Source organism: Hyalangium versicolor, from assembly GCF_020103695.1.
GTDB lineage: Bacteria > Myxococcota > Myxococcia > Myxococcales > Myxococcaceae > Hyalangium > Hyalangium versicolor.
In genome coordinates, this window is the sequence record NZ_JAHXBF010000011.1 from 140,751 (window position 1) to 157,272 (window position 16,522).

14 protein-coding genes are annotated in these 16,522 nt (G+C 68.0%); 6 read left to right on the forward strand and 8 right to left on the reverse strand.

Going from position 1 to position 16,522, the window contains the following annotated elements; all coding sequences use genetic code 11:
* Positions 1 to 23 precede the first annotated feature (23 nt).
* On the forward strand, positions 24 to 467 hold the full coding sequence (gene rplI / locus KY501_RS23460) for a 50S ribosomal protein L9 (protein ID WP_224365480.1): 444 nt from the start codon (positions 24 to 26) through the stop codon (positions 465 to 467).
* 97 nt (positions 468 to 564) lie between these two features.
* On the forward strand, positions 565 to 1,941 hold the full coding sequence (gene dnaB / locus KY501_RS23465) for a replicative DNA helicase (RefSeq protein WP_224365481.1): 1,377 nt from the start codon (positions 565 to 567) through the stop codon (positions 1,939 to 1,941).
* A gap of 72 nt (positions 1,942 to 2,013) precedes the next feature.
* On the opposite strand, the gene KY501_RS23470 is transcribed toward dnaB, so the two are convergent.
* The 4 genes from KY501_RS23470 to KY501_RS23485 form a co-directional block, all read right to left on the reverse strand.
* Positions 2,014 to 2,655, reverse strand: a complete 642-nt coding sequence (locus KY501_RS23470) for a hypothetical protein (protein ID WP_224365482.1) — start codon at positions 2,653 to 2,655, stop codon at positions 2,014 to 2,016.
* A 164-nt stretch (positions 2,656 to 2,819) separates the two neighbouring features.
* Positions 2,820 to 6,116: a CHAT domain-containing tetratricopeptide repeat protein gene (locus tag KY501_RS23475; RefSeq protein WP_224365483.1), complete on the reverse strand. Its 3,297-nt coding sequence runs from the start codon at positions 6,114 to 6,116 to the stop codon at positions 2,820 to 2,822.
* Between the two features lie 22 nt (positions 6,117 to 6,138).
* Positions 6,139 to 7,197, reverse strand: coding sequence for an ADYC domain-containing protein (locus KY501_RS23480; RefSeq protein WP_224365484.1), 1,059 nt, complete (start codon positions 7,195 to 7,197; stop codon positions 6,139 to 6,141).
* A gap of 193 nt (positions 7,198 to 7,390) precedes the next feature.
* Entirely contained in the window at positions 7,391 to 11,398 is a 4,008-nt protein-coding gene (locus tag KY501_RS23485) for a bifunctional serine/threonine-protein kinase/formylglycine-generating enzyme family protein (protein ID WP_224365485.1), read from the reverse strand.
* 26 nt (positions 11,399 to 11,424) lie between these two features.
* Here KY501_RS23485 and KY501_RS23490 point away from each other — a divergent pair, with 26 nt between their 5' ends.
* A complete protein-coding gene (locus KY501_RS23490; protein ID WP_224365486.1) occupies positions 11,425 to 12,432 on the forward strand; it encodes an RNA polymerase subunit sigma-70 in 1,008 nt (335 codons plus the stop codon).
* Positions 12,433 to 12,441: 9 nt separating this feature from the next.
* On the opposite strand, the gene thiD is transcribed toward KY501_RS23490, so the two are convergent.
* The 3 genes from thiD to thiE are packed head-to-tail and all read right to left on the reverse strand — an operon-like array spanning position 12,442 to position 14,617.
* On the reverse strand, positions 12,442 to 13,182 hold the full coding sequence (gene thiD / locus KY501_RS23495) for a bifunctional hydroxymethylpyrimidine kinase/phosphomethylpyrimidine kinase (RefSeq protein ID WP_224365487.1): 741 nt from the start codon (positions 13,180 to 13,182) through the stop codon (positions 12,442 to 12,444).
* Complete coding sequence (locus tag KY501_RS23500) at positions 13,179 to 13,946, reverse strand: gamma-glutamyl-gamma-aminobutyrate hydrolase family protein (RefSeq protein ID WP_224365488.1); 768 nt, start codon at positions 13,944 to 13,946, stop codon at positions 13,179 to 13,181. The genes thiD and KY501_RS23500 overlap by 4 nt, the downstream gene beginning before the upstream one ends.
* Positions 13,943 to 14,617: a thiamine phosphate synthase gene (gene thiE / locus KY501_RS23505; RefSeq protein WP_224365489.1), complete on the reverse strand. Its 675-nt coding sequence runs from the start codon at positions 14,615 to 14,617 to the stop codon at positions 13,943 to 13,945. The genes KY501_RS23500 and thiE overlap by 4 nt, the downstream gene beginning before the upstream one ends.
* Before the next feature lie 89 nt (positions 14,618 to 14,706).
* On the opposite strand from thiE, the gene KY501_RS23510 reads away from it, so the two are divergent.
* From KY501_RS23510 to KY501_RS23520, 3 genes are read left to right on the forward strand one after another with little or no spacing between them, the layout of a single operon-like run.
* Positions 14,707 to 14,979, forward strand: coding sequence for a hypothetical protein (locus tag KY501_RS23510; RefSeq protein ID WP_224365490.1), 273 nt, complete (start codon positions 14,707 to 14,709; stop codon positions 14,977 to 14,979).
* Positions 14,976 to 15,287, forward strand: coding sequence for a DUF1844 domain-containing protein (locus KY501_RS23515; RefSeq protein ID WP_224365491.1), 312 nt, complete (start codon positions 14,976 to 14,978; stop codon positions 15,285 to 15,287). The genes KY501_RS23510 and KY501_RS23515 overlap by 4 nt, the downstream gene beginning before the upstream one ends.
* On the forward strand, positions 15,284 to 15,916 hold the full coding sequence (locus KY501_RS23520) for a hypothetical protein (protein WP_224365492.1): 633 nt from the start codon (positions 15,284 to 15,286) through the stop codon (positions 15,914 to 15,916). Before KY501_RS23515 ends, KY501_RS23520 begins: the two co-directional genes overlap by 4 nt.
* A 20-nt stretch (positions 15,917 to 15,936) precedes the next feature.
* On the opposite strand, the gene KY501_RS23525 is transcribed toward KY501_RS23520, so the two are convergent.
* The gene (locus KY501_RS23525; RefSeq protein WP_224365493.1) at positions 15,937 to 16,464 is read right to left on the reverse strand and encodes a hypothetical protein; all 528 of its coding nucleotides are present in this window, start codon (positions 16,462 to 16,464) and stop codon (positions 15,937 to 15,939) included.
* Positions 16,465 to 16,522: the final 58 nt, after the last annotated feature.

Sequence of the window (16,522 nt, forward strand, 5' to 3'; positions counted from 1 at the left end):
GTCCGGGACTTCGGAGAAAGCACATGAAGGTCATTCTTCGTGAAGACATCGACGGCCTCGGCAAGTCCGGGGAGCTCGTCACCGTCAAGGACGGCTTCGGGCGCAACTTCCTCCTTCCTCGCAAGAAGGCGGTGCTGGCCAATGAGCAGAACATCCGCCAGCTGGAGCACGAGAAGGGCGTCATCTCCGCGCGCAACGCCAAGCTGAAGGGCGCTGCCGAGGAGCTGGCCAAGAAGATCGGCTCCGTCAAGGTCACCATCAAGCGCAAGGTGGGCGAGCAGGACAAGCTGTTCGGCTCCGTCACCGCGCTGGACATCGCCGAGGCGCTGGCCGCCCAGGGCCAGCAGGTGGACCGCCGTGGCATCCACCTGCCCGAGCCCATCAAGACGGTGGGCAACCACGAGGTGGAGCTGCGGCTGCACCGCGAGGTGGTGGCGAAGATCAAGGTCGAGGTCGTCCCCGAGTAACGGGATTCCCCTCGCCTGCTTCCCTGAGGGCCGTCCGGTTCGCCGGGCGGCCCTCTTCTTTTGCCCGCGCCCTGGCCTGTAGAGTGGAGACGAAGCCATGTCCAACGTGCTCGATGGTCGTGAAGGGCGGAAGGTTCTCGAAGACCTTGCCGCGGAGCGCGCGGTGCTCGGCGCCGTGCTGGCCGACAACACGCTGATCGCCAACGTGGCGGAGGTGGTCCACCCGGACGACTTCGCCAGCCCCCAGCACTCGGCCATCTTCGCCGCGATGCTCAAGCTGGACGGCTCGGCCCGGCAGGTGGACCACCTGACGCTGGCCGAGGAGCTCAAGGTGCTGGGGCACCTGGCCGCCGTGGGGGGCCCCGCGTACCTGATGACGCTGGACCAGGGCGTCCCCTTCACCCACAACGCGGTGCAGTACGCGGAGATCGTCCGGGATCAGGCGCTCCGGCGGCGGCTGGCCAACGCCGGCCGCGAAATCATGGAGATGGCCAGCCAGGACTCGGGCGACATCGAGGTGGTGCTCGATGAGTCCGAGCGCAAGCTCTTCATCCTGGCCGAGAAGCGGCGCGAGGGCGATCTCCGGGCCGTCAGCGAGCTGATGGAGCAGACGCTGGATCTGCTCGACAAGATGAAGGCCTCGGCCACGGGCGTGACGGGCCTGAGCACGGGCTACATCGACCTGGACAACCAGCTCACGGGCCTGCACGCCGGCGAGCTCATCATCCTCGCGGCTCGCCCCGGCATCGGAAAGACGTCGCTGGCGATGAACATCGCCATGCACGCGGCGCTGAAGGAGGACAAGGCGGTGGCCATCTTCAGCCTCGAAATGCCCGCCGACCAGTTGCTGATGCGTCTGCTGGCCTCGAGCGCGCGCGTGGACATGAAGAAGCTGCGTGGCGGCCGGCTGACCCAGAACGACGAGGAGAAGTTCCAGGAGATGGCGGGCCAGCTCTACAACGCGCCCATCTACATCGACGACTCGGGCGGCCTGTCCCCGTTCGACCTGCGCGCCAAGGCGCGGAGGCTCAAGCAGAAGGACTCGCGGCTGTCGCTGATCGTCATCGACTACCTCCAGCTGATGCACCAGAAGGGCAAGGTCGAGAGCCGCCAGCTCGAGGTGAGCGAGATCTCCCGTGGCCTCAAGCAGTTGGCCAAGGAGCTGGAGGTTCCCATCATCGCGCTCAGCCAGCTCAACCGTAAGGTGGAGGAGCGTAAGGGCGGCAAGCCGATGCTCAGCGACTTGCGTGAGTCCGGCTCCATCGAGCAGGACGCCGACGTGGTGATGTTCATCCACCGCGAGGATGAGGGCGAGGGCGGCGCCGACGGCGAGGAGGCCGCCAAGTCCCGCACCGCCATCCCCGTGGAGCTGATCATCGCCAAGCAGCGTAACGGCCCCGTGGGCTCGGTCGACCTGGTGTTCCTCTCGGAGTTCACCCGCTTCGAGAGCCGCGCCCGCGGCGAGTTCCAGTAAGGAGCGCCCGAGCGCGACCCACCCCACCGAGGACGGGGCCCCTGGCTACTCGGGGCCCCCGCTCCGCCGTGACTACGGGCAGATGGTACCAACCCTGCGGCAGATGTCGCCACAGTGGCAGTCGTAGCCCGACTGACAGGAAGGATTGGGCACCTCACAGGAGTTGCCTCCCGGGGTCCCTCCACCGCCGGACGAGAGCACGCCCGTCACCGTGGTGCTGGCGAGCACAGGGGCACTGTCCGAGTCGGAGGTGTGAACACTGAAGACGTAGGTGTTGCCTGCACCGATCCACGGGGCGTTCTCGCAGGCCGAGCCGTTGTCACTCTCCTTCGTGAAGAGCTTGCCCACCGCTCCGTTCACGCGCACCCGGATCCACACGGGCGCGGTCAGGTAGGCCGTCGACCAGCAGATGCGGGTGGTCCCCACCGACCCCGCCGGCACCGAGACCGTCGAGGGGCTTGCACTGATGGAAGCCTGCGGCGGCGCTGCGGCCACGCACTGCACCGCGTTGTATGCGCCGGGACAACTACCGCAGAGGACGCTACACGTGTAGTAGCTCGGAATGGAGCCGGGAGGGCACGAGAGGCCACAGCTCAGCCCACTTTCGACGGTTCCAAGCGCCTCGGATTCGACGGCGTGCTCCGTGTCGACTCCGCACGCCGTAACGAGTGCAAACAGCACCAGCGACACAGCCTTCAAGTTGCTCTTGAACATCCAGCTCTCTCCCCGATCGAGCGCTGAAGCGCCCCACATTGGCAAGGGAACTTCCCCTGCACCTGAAGGAGGAGCAGCACCCGCGAGCTATGCAGGGAGATCGTGCCTTCCGCTTGGAGCACAACCTTGCCTTGAGGGTGCACGGCAGTTGTCGCCTGGGTGCTCTACTTCAACCCGCGCAGCGGCGTGTCCTGACCGATGGCGATGAACGGTGCCCAGTAATAGGGATGCGGATGCTTCCGCCTCATCGTCCGCATTGCCTCGCGCAGAGCGGTGATGCGGCCCTGCCCCGCCAGCAGGTTGCGGTAGTAGCCCTCCATGAACTCCCGCGTCGTCTCGTCATTGACGCTCCACAGGCTCGCCACCACCGCCTCTGCCCCAGCCACCACGAATGCACGGCGCAGCCCGTAGACCCCCTGGCCTCGCTTCACGTCGCCCACCCCCGTATCGCAGGCCGACAACACCACCAACTGGGTGCCCCATAGATCGAGCCCCGCCAGCTCCAGGGCCGTCACCAGGGAGTCCTCCCGGCGCCCTCCACCGGATGGCGTGGCCGAGGCTTGCGCTCCCGCCATCACCAGATACGAGCGAAGCAGCGGATCCGGAAGACGCAGTGACTTGTCAGGCTCGCTGAGCGCGCAGCAGGCGCCCACGGCGCGAGTCCCCGGCTCGGGAGTGGGAGAATCCTCGCGGAAGAATCCGTGGGTCGCGACGTGCAGGATCCCAGGCGTGCGCAGCTTCAGCAGCGCTTCCTTGGTCGCGTCACGGCCCAGCAGCACCTGTGCCTGAGGGAACAGGCGCTGGATGGCCTCCGCCTCCTTGCGAGCCCCAGGCAAAGGCAGGAATGGCTTGTCGAGTTCGGGCGTACGCACGTCAGCGAAGAAACGCTCGAGGGCCCCCGAACGCTCGACAGGAGCGGCCTCCGCCAACCCCGAGGGGGCAGCGGGTCGAGCGTCGAAATCAGGATCCGCCATGACGACGACCGAACGCTCCGGCGCGGCCTCCTCGGGGCGAGGCAGCAGGTCCCTTCCCGAGGTGAGATAGGCAAGCTCGAAACCCTCCTCGAGGATGCGGCGGCCATCATCCAGCACCCCGAGGGGCACCAGGGAGAGCTGTCCGTCCGTCGAGAGGAACAGGCGCCTCACCTTGCCGAGCCGCGGCACCAACGGACGAAAGGCCAGTTTGTAGAGCTCGCGGGCAGCGGGCTGGTAGTCGCTCACGTGGCGCGACAACACGCGCTGCAGTTGCAAGGCGGCGCGATCCACGGTCTCGGCCGGGCCCAGATCGACGGCCTGCGTGTGCCCATCCGAGAAGAGCAGGAGCGCCAGATAGCGCAGGTCCCTCACAGACTGCACGTCGGAACTGGGTCCGATCGGGCTGTCATCGTAGGCCACGAACTCGATGAGCGCGCTGTCCTTGGGAAGAGCCGCCGCGACAAGGCTCACGAGCTCCGCGGGGGGCGGCCGCGTGACATGCGCACGCAGGGGAGCCGAACGCCGGGCGAGGTCCGCCTCGAGCGCATCGCCGCGGGCCATGAGCTCCTTGAGGTTCTGTTGGTATTCCGGGAGTGGACGATCGCCAGGTCCTGCGAGCGACTCCTCCGCGATGCGGGTCCGCAAGGCGCGCAGCAATTCGAAGTCCTCGCGCTCCTCCGGCCCCAGGCTCCGAGAGACGATCTGGGAGGTGTTGGCGATCTCCTCCACGGAGCGGCCCTTGCGAAGCAGGGCGGCCGTCAACGCCAACCGCCGGACTCCCGCATCGTCCGGGTGAGCACGCACGAGCGCGTAGAGCTGCTCCTCATTCTTGCGAAGCAGGTGGAGAAAGCTCTCCAGGCCGCGTTCAGAGAAGCCGAAAACCTCCTGGCGCAGGTTCGACTCCGAGACAGCCAACCCCCTCTCGAAGAGCGGCACAGCCTCTGGCAGGCGCCGCTGTGCGACGCGGAGAAGGGCCATGTCGTGGAGTGCTTCGGCGACATCCGGGTGCGCGCTCCCCAGGAGCGCCTCCCGAATCTCCAGTGCCCGTGCAAGCAACGGCTCGGCCCGCGAGTACTGCCCCTGTTCGAAATAGAGCAGCGCGAGGTGGTGAAGCGATTGGGCCACGTTGGGGTGACTCTTGCCGAACGCCTTCTCACGGATGGCCAGGGCCCGCAGGTGCAGTGGCTCTGCTCGAGCGAAATCCCCCTGCACCAGGTAGACGTTGGCGATTCTGTCGAGAGATTCGGCGACATCCGGATGGTCCTGGCCGGACTTCTCCCGAATCGCCACGGCCCGCTCATACAAAGGCACGGCCTGAGCGTATTGGCCCTGCTCGGCATAGAGGTTGGCCAGCCCGTCCAGCGCATAGGCGACCCTGAGATGATTCTCTCCGTGTGTCGCCTGGCAGATCTCGACGGAGCGCAGCGAGAGCGGAACTGCCCGCTCGTACTGCCCCTGAAATGCGTAGAGGGTGGAGAGCGAATTGAGCACATCGACCAGATCGGGGTGGTTCTTGCCCAGGACTTCTTCCTGAATGGCGAGCACGCGTTGGTACAGCGGCTCTGCCTGTGCGTAATGCCCCTGGTCCAACGCGAGGTTGCCGAGGTTGTAGTAGGCATCGGCGACCTCGGGGTTCTTGTCACCGAGCGTCGCGATCCAGATGTCGAGGGCACGCCGATACATCGCCTCGGCCCGAGGGTACTTCCCCTGATGAACGTAGGCATTGGCGAGGTTGTTGATCGATTTGGCGACGTCAGGATGGTCCTTGCCGAGAGCCGCCTCCTTGATCGCGATCGCGCGCTCATACAACGGCTCGGCTCGCGCGTACTGCCCCTGCTTGATGTAGACACTGGCGAGGTTGTTGAGCGAGAAGGCAATGTCCGGATGATTCTTGGGGAGGATCCTCTCTCGCACAGCGAGCGTCCGTTCGTGGAACCGCGCGGCCTCTTCGAGCTGGCCTCGCATCAGGTAAACGTTGCCCAGGTTGTTCATCGAGGCGGCGACTTCTGGAGAATCCTTTCCGAACACCTCCTCTCGAATCTCCAGCGAACGCAGGTACAACGATTCAGCCTGCGAGTACTGCCCTTGCTTCAGGGCGAGGGACGCGAGCGAATTGAGCGAATCGGCGACATCCCGGTGGTGCGTACCGAAAGCTGCTTCACGTATCGCGAGCGCACGTTGAAGCAGGGGCTCGGCTCGTTCATAGCGTGCCTGGACAAAGTGGATGGTGCCGAGCACCTGGAGGCACTGGGCGACATCGGGATGCTTGTCTCCGAGCACGGCCTCCCGAAGCTCCAATGCATGCTCGGCTGAGGCCATCGCCTCCGAGAATTGCCCCGCGGCCCGCTGCTGCACCGCTTGATCATAGGACCGTTGCGCCTCACTCAGGCGGGGATCCCCCCCGCCTGTCTCCACCGTGGCGCACGCCACACCGCACAGGACCAGCCATGCCGCCGTCACCAGAACTCGCGAGATGTGTCTCTTCATGGCCATGGTCCTCTCGACGTCATCAAGGGGTCGAGCGCGGAGCGCTTCGCTGTACGCTCTTCTCATAGGAGCGATTGCGCAACAGCACCGCGTCGGCGCGCTCACCCTTGCGGAGCAGCGTGCAGCGATCCCCCTCCCCCAGATCCTTCTCGCCGGCCTCGAAGCGTTCGGGGCATTCCTCCAGGATGCGCTCCACCGCACTCCCATCTCGCGTGCGAGAGAGGCACCAGGCTCCCTCCGCGGTCCACGCCGCCTCGAAGGAGGCCAGCGCCGGCTCCCAGCCTCCCGCCGCCACTTTCGCCCGCGTCAGCACCGCCAACCCGTCGTACATGTCGATGGGCGTGTCTTCGCGCGTGTGGCTGCGCCCGTCTCCGCAGTAGTCCGCCCGAGCCATCCGCGTGCAGGCCTGATGGAGCTCATGAAGCGGTTGCCCCTCCTTCTGGCCCCAAGGCTTGTAGCCCCACCCGATGCACTTCGCGATCGCCCCATTCTCACAGGCGAAGGTGAACTGCCCGGATTCCTCATGCCTCGCGCCCCGCGCATCCCAGACGCCCGGCACCGCCAGCACCCGGGGCGAGGGCACGCGGAGAGTCCCCACACAAGGGTTCTCCCAGCTCGAGCGCTCCGCGTCCCAGATCTGGATCCGGTACCACATCATGGAGGGATCCCCGGGCGCGGCCTCCGCTCCACACAGCGCCACCTCCACGGACGCGCCGTCACTCGAACGGCCCTGCAACACCGCGCCGACCAACTCCTCGGGCTTGCGGGACGAGGACACCAGCCGCCCCTCTTCCAGGCGCAACCCTTCCACGGCGTTCTTCCCGAACTTCATACGCCCCAGATCGACCGAGGCCAGGATGCTGCTCGTCTCGCTCCGCTCATCCTTGCGCCCCGTTCCCCACAGCAGCGTTCCCTGCGGGAAGACCTTGCGCTCGGGGGCTTGGGGCTGACAGGGCGGAACGGCCCGGGAAGCCTGGGTGGGCTTGACGGCTCGAGCAGGCTTGGATGCCGACACAGGCGTGGAAGCCACCGCGACTCCAGCGACCACGACACACGACAGAATCAACAGATGTCTCATCATGGAGGTCCTCGCTCTCGGGCGACTCCGTTCGTGGGCCGCCTCGCAAAGAAGAGGAGAGGCACGGTCGAGCTATGCAGCGACTCACCATCGCGGCAGGAGAGATAGTGCATGCGCTCACCGGCCAGCCTGCCCACCAAAGAGGTATGGCGTCGCCAGTCCTGTTCAGTGCAGGGCATCCAGACATATTGGGAGCTCAGTGGGACGAGAGGGCTGCGCACACCCGCACGCCGATCCGTGCATCGCGAAGCCTCGAGGTGCTGGGCTGACGGCTCGCAATCAACGCCCCAACATCCCCGTAGTACCAGGCGCCTCCACGAAGCACGATGTCGCCGAGCCCTGGCGTCGAGGGTTGGGTCATCTCGAAGGCATTGCCCGTCATGTCGACGAGCCCGAAGGGGCTGGTCGAAACCGGATGGGAGCCCACCTCGTCAGGACCGTACCCATCCGGGTTGAAGCCATAGGTCGCGTCGACGTTGGCATCGTCCTTCTGCAGCCGGTTGCCGTGCGGAAACCTCCGGCCGTCGGCTCCACGAGCCGCGCGCGTCCACTCCAGCTCGGTGCACAACCTCGCTCCTGGAAGACGCCCGGTGCGATCGAGCCACGCGAGATAGCCCGCGAGATCCTCGGCGGACACGCTCGCCAGCGGGAAACGACGCCAGTCCTGCTCGGCCCGCACGCTTCGGCCGGGATACAGGATGGGTTCTCCCGCCCGAGCAGTGAGGAGCCCTCCGCTCACCAGATAGAGAGAGAAGTTCCAGGTGCCATCGGGTAGCTGCCGCAACGTGAGCGCACTGTCCCCGTTGATGCGGGGCGTCTCGAGAATGGAGCGCTCGGGGGCCTTCTCCGGCAGGGTTTCGAGGTACGACGCCCACTCGCCCAGGGTCACCTCGGTCCGGCCAATGAAGTAGCCCTTCTGGATGCAGCTCCGGTGCAGGGGCGCGCTCTCCAGCATCTTCCGCAGCTCCTCCACATCCGCGCTGCCCTCGAGGGTACAACCCGGAGGGATGAAGACATAACCCTCGGGGACACGCTCGGGGAGCTCGAGGCTGATGCGCTCATGCGCTCCCCTTTCGAGCAACAGAGGGAGATCGACCGGGGTGCGTCCCTCTCGGGTGATTTGGAGGAGATAGGAACCCGCTGGCACGAGTACCTGTGCCACAGGTGTCGGACCCACCGTCTTCAGTTCGGGCACGGGCTCGCGCCGCAGCTCCCCATGATCTTCCACATAGCGCGTGAATTCGACGCTCGCGCCCGGCGGCTCGGTCACGAGTTCGAGCTCGGCGGGCATCTCGATGCGCTCCCGCCAGAGCGAACCCTGCGGGGTCAGCCGCTGGAAGCGCTGCAGGTACCGGGCTCGCTCGTCCGGCCGGTGGAAGCGTTCGGTGAGCAGGATGCGCTCATAGGTGAGCTGGCTGAGAAGTTCGTGCGCCTGTGAATCCCCATGAGCGCGCTCGAGCACATCCTCGAGCGCGCGTTCCGCCTCGTCCTGCACGGCGTCGGTCTGCCGGAACTCTTCGAGAGCCCGAGCCCAGATCTCCTCGGCTCGCAACCACCGTTCACGGGGATCCTGCTCCGCCCCGGAGCTGCCGGGCCCCTGCCCCAGGAACAGCGCGAGCGCCTCTTCCTGATGGGTGCTGGCGCTCTGGGACAGGGTTCCCGCCCTGGCGAGCACTCGCCGGGCTTCGCTCATCCGGGCATCGACGAAGCGCCGGAGCTGCAAGTGCTCTCGCAGGCGCAATCCGCCCAGGATGCCGGCCACTCCCAGCACCAGGAGGAGCACGATGAGCCAGCGGCGCAGCTTCCGGCGGCGGACGGATCGCCAGGAGGAGTTCAGGAAGGACTGCTCGCGGGCTCCCAGCGTGGCGGTATCGAGCGCTCGTGCCTCGTCGAGCTGGCGCTCCCGCCAGAGGAGATCCTCGACGCGCCCGAGGCGCTCCCACTCGAGCCCGGCGGCCTCGATTCGATGGCGGAGGGCACGCTGTCCGGCATCCTCATCGAGCCATTGCCGCAGCGTTCCCCAACTCGCGACGAGCGCCTCATGGGCAATCTCATAATGAGCCCGTTCCCCTACCTTGCGCACGTGGAGCAGGCGTCCTTCCACGAGCGCTGTCAGGGTGGCACGGGCCTGCGGCGAAGTCGTGAGGAGCTCCTCCTCGCTGCACTCGCCGCGGGTGCCCTCTGGAGTGATGAGACGTCCGAGCACCCTGCGCGCGGCCTGCTGCTCGGTCCGGCCGAGACGGGCCAGGACTCCGTCCGCGTGACGCGAGAGCGCGCCCGCAACTCCTCCCATCTCACCGAGCGCCGCCTGGGTGATGCAGCCCCTGGCGGTATCGCGGCGCTCCCACAGTTCCGCCAGCGCGAACTGGAGCAGCGGCAGGCCTCCCGCGCCCTGGGCCGTGGCTTCGATGAGCGTCTCCAGCAGCGCCTCGGACTCGAAGACCACGCCCCGGCTGCGGGCAGGCCCGACGATGGCGTTCCGCACGCCCGAGCGTGAGATCGGCTTGAGCAGATACAGCGTCTGCTCGACCGCGGTGTCCAGTCCAGGCAGGGCTCCCACACGCGCGAGGAAGTCTCCGCGCACAGCCAGGAGGACGCGAACCCCCGCAGAGGGCAAGGTGAGCTCTCCCAAGAGGCTGGCGAACCGTGCCGCCTGGACCGGCTCGCTCAAGGTGACCAACTCCTCGAGCTGGTCGATGAAGAGGAGCAGCCCTCGCCGGTCCTGATAGGCCGCACGCAGCGCTGCTCCCACCTCCGCCGGTGCTTCGCTGAGCCAGCGCCCCAGCTCCGCCTCGCTCTGCCCGAGCAGTGGTGCGAGCGCCGCCGCCAGCGTCGAGAGCGGACGGCGACCTGGCCACAGCATGAGGGCGGAGAAGTCACGGTCCTCCCCCAGCAAGCCCTGAGCGGCTCGGGGAAGAACTCCCGCGCGGCACAGCGAGGACTTGCCCACACCCGAGTCCCCCGTGATGAGGACCAGGGGCTGGCGGCGCATCCGCTCGAGCACGCCACGGATCTCGGCATCGCGCCCGAAGAAGAGAGCGCGGTGCTCGGCCTCGAAGGGAGCCAACCCCCGGTAGGGATTCTCGGTCGAGAGCAGGTCCGGCTCGCTGAACCGGCTGAGGCGCTCGAACTCTGCGCAGAGGGCCTCGGCCGAGGCAAAACGCTCGCTCGGGTCGACCCCCAGGCAGCGCTCGATGAGCGCGGCGAAGTCGAGATCGATCCCCGGTACCCGCGCCGTGAGCGAGGAGCTGCCTTCCCGTCCAGCCTGCCGCGGAGCCCCTCGCGCCCCCAATTCCTCCTGCGCCGATGGCGAGTCTGCCCGGCGCGGCGGCAGGGCGCCGGTGCACAGCTCGTGGAGGACCAGCCCGAGCGCGTAGAGATCGCTCTGCGGCGTGGCCGACACACCCCGGAACAGCTCCGGCGCCATGTAGCGAGGTGTCCCCGCAACGGCGTGCAACCCGCTCGGCCCGAAGGGCGCGTTCACATCAACGAACTCGGCCAACCCGAAGTCGAGCAGCTTCACCTCGCCCTCGGTGGTCAGGAACGCGTTGGACGGCTTGAGGTCCCGATGCAACACCCCCTGGCGGTGAGCCGCCGCGAGCCCTCGCGCCAACCCCAGGCCCACCTTCAGGACCTGCCGCCATGGCAGCGGCAGGGCAAGCTCCGCCAGGCTCTGGCCGACCAGGTATTCCGAGACGAGGTAGGGATGCCCCTCCACCTCGCCCGCCCGGAACAGGGTGACGACGTTGGAGTGCTGCAAGCGCGCGATGGCGCGCACTTCGTTCTGGAAGCGCTCCCGACTCCGGTCATCCGGCTGGCGAGAGGCGGTGAACTTCACCGCCACCTGCCGGTCCAGGAAGCGGTCATGTGCGAGATACACGACCCCCATGGCGCCACGGCCCAGCGGGCGCACCATCTGGAACTCATCGACCTCGGCGGGCGGTGTCCAGCTCGCGGGAGGTGGTTCGCGAGGAGTCCCTGCCGGAGACTGGCTCGCCAGTTCCCGCCGAAGCGGCTCGATGCCCTGCTCCGGACGCAGGTCGCCCCGGGCGATCGTGACGAGGAGGAGGTGGCAGTCCGGGCACTCGGCGGCATGACGGTGGACGCGCGAAAGCTCCTCCGTCGACAGCCGGCCCTCCATCAGCCCGGCGAGGAGTTCGTCCGTCAGACAGCGCGATTCCACAGACCCGGCATGACGCGACATGAATTTTCCGACGTAGGATGGCGGCAATGGAGGAGTCTCTCAAGCTCGCTGTCACGTTCCTCGAGCATGCATCCGTGCGCGTCGCCGTCCCTGGGGATGGCGTCGAACTCGAGGGCGTGCTCCTGCGAGCATGGGAGACCGCGCGCGGCCCCTGGCCGCAAGTCGCCCTGCCCGCTGAGCTCTTCGTGAAGCACCTCGCCCGGCATCTGCCCGAGACCAGCGACGGGAACCCGCTCGCGACGGTGCTCGAAGAGCTGGCGCTCGCGGATCTCTACCTCGCCTGCGCCTGCGTACAGCAGGTACCCGAGGCCGTCGAGGCGATGGAGCGCCACTGCCTGGCGAAGCTGCCGGGCCTGATGGGGTACCTCAAGCTTCCGGACGCGGTGCTGGATGACGTCTGCCAGATGGTCCGCATCCAGCTCCTGCTGGGCTCGAGCGAGGCGGGCCCGCGGCTGGCCGATTACACGGGCCGCGGCGCCTTGCTGAGCTGGGTGCGCGTCATCGCGGTGCGGCTGGCCCTCAAGCAGGCTCCCCCCGGGCGAGCAGCCCCCGAGGACGGACTGCTCTCGGCCCTGGAAGCCCTGCCCTCGCCCGAGACGGATGCGGAGCTCGACCTCGTCAAGCGCCGCTACCGCCCGATGTTCCTTCAAGCCATCCGAGAGTCCTTCGATGCGCTGTCCAGCGAGCAGCGACACCTGCTCCGGCTCCACGTCATCGATCGGCTGCCCACCACACGCCTGGGCCCGCTGTTCGGTGTGGACCAGTCGACCGTCTCTCGCTGGATCATTCGTGCACGCGAGGCCGTCTATGAGGAGACGAAGCGCCGCCTCAAGGAGCGCCTGCGCCTGTCCTCGCGCGAGTTCGATAGCCTCACGGACGCCATCGACAGCCAGCTCGATCTGAGCCTCAGTCAGCTCTTGAAGGACGATGAGCCGGAGAAGCCCGAGCCGGACAAGGACGATGAGCCGAAGAAGCCCGAGGCGAAAAAGGACGATGACCCGGAGAAGCCCGAGCCGGACAAGAAGGAGGAGTGAGGGCCTGGGCTACCTGTCTCCCGTACGGAGATATCGAGCCACGAAGGCCTTTGCCGTGCGCGCGGCGGCCGCCACCGAGCGGCCTCGGCCCAGCTCCACCGCCAGCGCCGAAGCCAGCCGGCAACCGGTACCGCGGCGCTCGGGTGACCGCGAGAGGCGCTTTCCAGTGAGCAGCTGGGTCCGGCCCGGCACGCACAGCACATCCACGGCGCCCCGAGCCCGGTGTCCTCCCTTGACCAGCACCGCTCCGAAGCCCTGAGCCACCAGCGCCCGTCCCGCCTCAGCGGCCTCCTCCACCGTGCTCACGCTCGGCAGCCCCAACAGCCACGCCGCCTCATCCAGGTTAGGCGTGAGCACCACCCGAGGACCCGCCAACGACAGGTAGTGCCGGACCGTCAGACGGGAGAGCTGTTGCCCTCGCGACGTGCGGACCACCGGGTCCACCACCCACCAGGCGCCGGTGCCCTCCAGCACCTCGCGAATGGCGCCGAGCCGCGCCGGATCCGGCACCATGCCGAGCTTCACCGCATCCACCGGCCCCAGCTCACGGGCCGCGGTTACCTGCGCCCGCAGCAGCCGCACCGGCGTGGACTCCCAGAGGAACGTGGTGGCGCCCTGGGCCGTCTGCGCGGTCGCCACCGCCACGGGAGCGCCCTTCAGCGCCCTCACCGCGGCCACATCCGCCAACAGCCCCGCTCGGCCCGTGGGCTCATGGCCCGCGAGCAGCAACACTCGAGGAGACGCGCTCACCGGCGGTAGTCGCGCGCCTTGTGCACGAACACCTTGTAGATGCCGCCGTGCACCGGGAGGTTGTTCAACATGTACTCCGGATGCCACTGCACGCCCAACGCGAACACGTGCGCGGAGGACTCGATGGCCTCCACCACTCCGTCCGGAGACGTGGCGCTCGCCACCACCTGGTTGCCCAGCTTCTTCACCGCCTGGTGGTGCGTCGAGTTCACCATCAGCTGCCCCTTCCCCACCGCCTCCGCCAGCAGCGAGCCCTCGCGCACCTCCACCGGGTGCTGCGGCTGCGTGCGATCGTGCTTCTGCTCGTGGTCGCGCGCCTCCGGCACCTCCCGGGAGATGTCCTGGTACAGCGTGCCGCCCAGCACCACGTTCAGCAATTGCATGCCGCCACAGATGCCCAGCACCGGCATGTTCCGCTTCAGCGCCGCCCGCATCAGCGCCGTCTCGAAGGCCGTCCTCCCCTCCTTCAGCGGTCCCATCCCCTCGCGCGCCGTCTCGCCGTAGGCCTCGGGCGGAATGTCGAACGCGCCCCCGGTGATGAGCACCCCGGAGACACGGTCCAGGTACGCCTCCACGCACGCCACATCGTCCGTGTACGGCAGAACGAACGGCAGCCCTCCGGCGCGCAGCACCGCCTCCGCGTACGACACCTTCAGCTCGTAGCGCGCGAACGGGTTGTCCGGGCCCGCCCCCGTCCAGTCCGGGGAGATCCCAATGTTGGGCCGCCGCGGTGGCAGGCCGTGATGTCTCGGAGGAGGTGTCATGAAGAGCCTCCGAGGCTAGCCCCTCGAATGCCCGTGTCAAACGCGGCGAGCAGGAGTCGCACCCGCTCGGCAATGTCCTCGGCCAGCAGGGCGTCCGATACCACCGCCGCGCAGTGCGCTCCCGCCGCCGCCACCTGGGCGATGTTCGCCAACCCCACGCCCCCTATCCCCACGACCGGCAACGGGCTGTCTCGCACCACCGCAGCGAACGCCTCCAGCCCCAGCACCGGCGCCGGCACCTGCTTCGTCGTCGTCCCGAAGACAGGCCCCAGCCCCACATAGTCCGCCCCCGCCTCCCTCGCCGCCCGAGCCCCCGCCGCGCTGCGCACCGTCACCCCCACCACCCTCCCTGCTCCCAGCAGCTCCCGGGCCGCCTCCGGTGGCAGATCCTCGTCTCCTACATGCACCCCGTCCGCACCCGACAGGAGCGCCAGGTCCACGCGATCGTTCAGCAGACACAGTGCGCCAACGCGGCGGCACGCGGCGACCACCTCGCGCGCTGCGGCCAGCGCCTCCCGAGGCGGGGTGCGCTTCATCCGAAGCTGGAGGATGCGTGCCCCACCGGACAGCAGCCGGGCCGCCTTCTCTCCCAGCGGGAGCTCCGGGCGGACGGTATCGTCACACAGCAGGTAGGGACCTTTGGGAAGCACTGGACGGGCGGGGGCGTTCATCGGCTCCAGGGGTTGCGGCGGCGTTGACAGGCTGCGCCTCTGCTATAAGGTGGCGCGCCCTTTTCACAAGAGATTCCGAGGATTTGAACATGGCCGATACCCTGGACCCGAAGCACCTCGACAAGCGCACCGCCGAGCGCTACCTGCGCAGCGGTCAGCTCGACGAGAAGGCGTACGAGCGCCACATCAAGGGCCTGCCGGACGTGGCCGACAAGGCCACCACCATCGTGACAGCGATGGACGGCGATGACTTCGATGACACGGACGTCGATGAGGAGGACGACATCGACGAGGGTGACGAGGGCGACGAGGGCGACGAGGAGGAGTCCGAGGCGGAGCCCGAGGAAACCGAGACCCCATGACGGACGAGAAGCGGGGTGAGACCTTCGTGATGCGGGGTGAGGCGAGCCCCGCCCCGGTCGCAAGCCCCATCTCCTTCAACGCCTTCATCATCGGGCTGGCCTCCACGGCGCTCATCCACCTGGGCGACACGGCCAACCCCGAGACGGGCCGCACCGAGCGCAACCTGGAGCTGGCCCGCGAGAGCCTCGATCTGCTGTCGATGCTGCGCGAGAAGACGCGCGGCAACCTCACCGACGAGGAAGAGAAGCTCTTCACCACCCTGCTCACGGATCTGCGCCTGCGCTTCGTGGAGGCGAGCAAGCGGTGAGCGTCCCCGCCAGCCAGCCGCAGAGACTGCCCCGCGGCATCCGAATCGCCGCGGTGCTGAGCCTCATCCTCGCGGGCCTGACGGGCATGTCCTCCGTGACGGAGGCCTCGAGCCTCTCGCAGTTCTCCGAGTACAAGGAGGCCGTGCTCGCCAACGCTGGCCGGTTCGGAGACCGGGAGGCCAACGAGCACGTGCTCCACGCCCAGTTCTCCGCCCTGGAGCCCATGCGCGAGCCTCGCATCTTCCTGCTGGGAACGCTGGCCGTGGTCTGTGCCTTCGTCTTCGTCGCTGGGGCACGCATGCTGCGGCCCGGAGGCCTGCCTCGCGAGGGCATGCGCCGGTTGTTGGGAGGAGCCGCCATCGTCGCGGCCATCCTGCGCACCATCGAGGGAGCGCAGTGGATGGTCGTCGTCAATCAGATGAGTGCCGCGCTCGTGAAGGGCCCGTTCCCGTCCTGGCAGGATCCCGCCAGCATCGAGCTGATCCAGCGCTTCGCCCCCGCGATGCTGGCCGCGGGCTACATCGGGATGACGGCGCTCGTGGCGGGAGGCTTCGTCCTGCTGGGCCAGTACTTCCGCAGCGAGCGCGTGCGCCAGGTCGTCACCGCCCAGGACGGGCCTACCGAGTAACCCCCATAGCCCTGAAGTCCTCAGGCCACCCGAGGCAGCTGCGGGCCCGGCAGCAGCCCTTCCAGTTGCTCCGCCGCATCCGCCGCATCCAGCGAGAGCACCACGCCTGACGCAGCGCGTGGCATCCCCAGCAGTTCCTCGCGCGCCAGCCCGAACACGTACGCCAGGTGCCCCATGGGCCACCGCGCCCGCATCCGCGTGAAGGCGGCGTCATCCGCCTCCTCCTCGCCGGACAGATCCACGTCCGCGTACACCACCTGATCCCCACCCACCTGATGGCCGTTGCCGTGGGCGATGACCTGCTCGCCCACCGCCGAATCATAGGTGTAGGTGTGGACCGTGGCGTTCGCCGCCCGCGAGAGCAACCGAGGCAGCGCGTGGTGCTCCGCGTACCAGCGAGCCGCCGCCTGCCGCCCGGAGGTGCTCAGGCCCAGGAAGGCCAGCCGCACCACCTTCCGCCGCCGGATCACGGTGACTTGCAGGCTTGGCAAGGGGCCAGACACCCCGTCCAGCGCCAGCGCCTCTCGCGCCAGCCGGACCAGGTCCAACCCTTGAAAAGTCTCGACTCTGATGAGGTAACCGCCGTGCGCTTCCAGTGGACTTCCC

Bases quoted from the DNA above. Each gene is read 5' to 3' on its own strand.
- rplI (WP_224365480.1), top strand. From the start codon at position 24: ATGAAGGTCATTCTTCGTGAAGACATCGACGGCCTCGGCAAGTCCGGG.
- dnaB (WP_224365481.1), top strand. From the start codon at position 565: ATGTCCAACGTGCTCGATGGTCGTGAAGGGCGGAAGGTTCTCGAAGAC.
- KY501_RS23470 (WP_224365482.1), bottom strand. From the start codon at position 2,655: ATGTTCAAGAGCAACTTGAAGGCTGTGTCGCTGGTGCTGTTTGCACTC.
- KY501_RS23475 (WP_224365483.1), bottom strand. From the start codon at position 6,116: ATGAAGAGACACATCTCGCGAGTTCTGGTGACGGCGGCATGGCTGGTC.
- KY501_RS23480 (WP_224365484.1), bottom strand. From the start codon at position 7,197: ATGATGAGACATCTGTTGATTCTGTCGTGTGTCGTGGTCGCTGGAGTC.
- KY501_RS23485 (WP_224365485.1), bottom strand. From the start codon at position 11,398: ATGTCGCGTCATGCCGGGTCTGTGGAATCGCGCTGTCTGACGGACGAA.
- KY501_RS23490 (WP_224365486.1), top strand. From the start codon at position 11,425: ATGGAGGAGTCTCTCAAGCTCGCTGTCACGTTCCTCGAGCATGCATCC.
- KY501_RS23500 (WP_224365488.1), bottom strand. From the start codon at position 13,946: ATGACACCTCCTCCGAGACATCACGGCCTGCCACCGCGGCGGCCCAAC.
- thiE (WP_224365489.1), bottom strand. From the start codon at position 14,617: ATGAACGCCCCCGCCCGTCCAGTGCTTCCCAAAGGTCCCTACCTGCTG.
- KY501_RS23510 (WP_224365490.1), top strand. From the start codon at position 14,707: ATGGCCGATACCCTGGACCCGAAGCACCTCGACAAGCGCACCGCCGAG.
- KY501_RS23515 (WP_224365491.1), top strand. From the start codon at position 14,976: ATGACGGACGAGAAGCGGGGTGAGACCTTCGTGATGCGGGGTGAGGCG.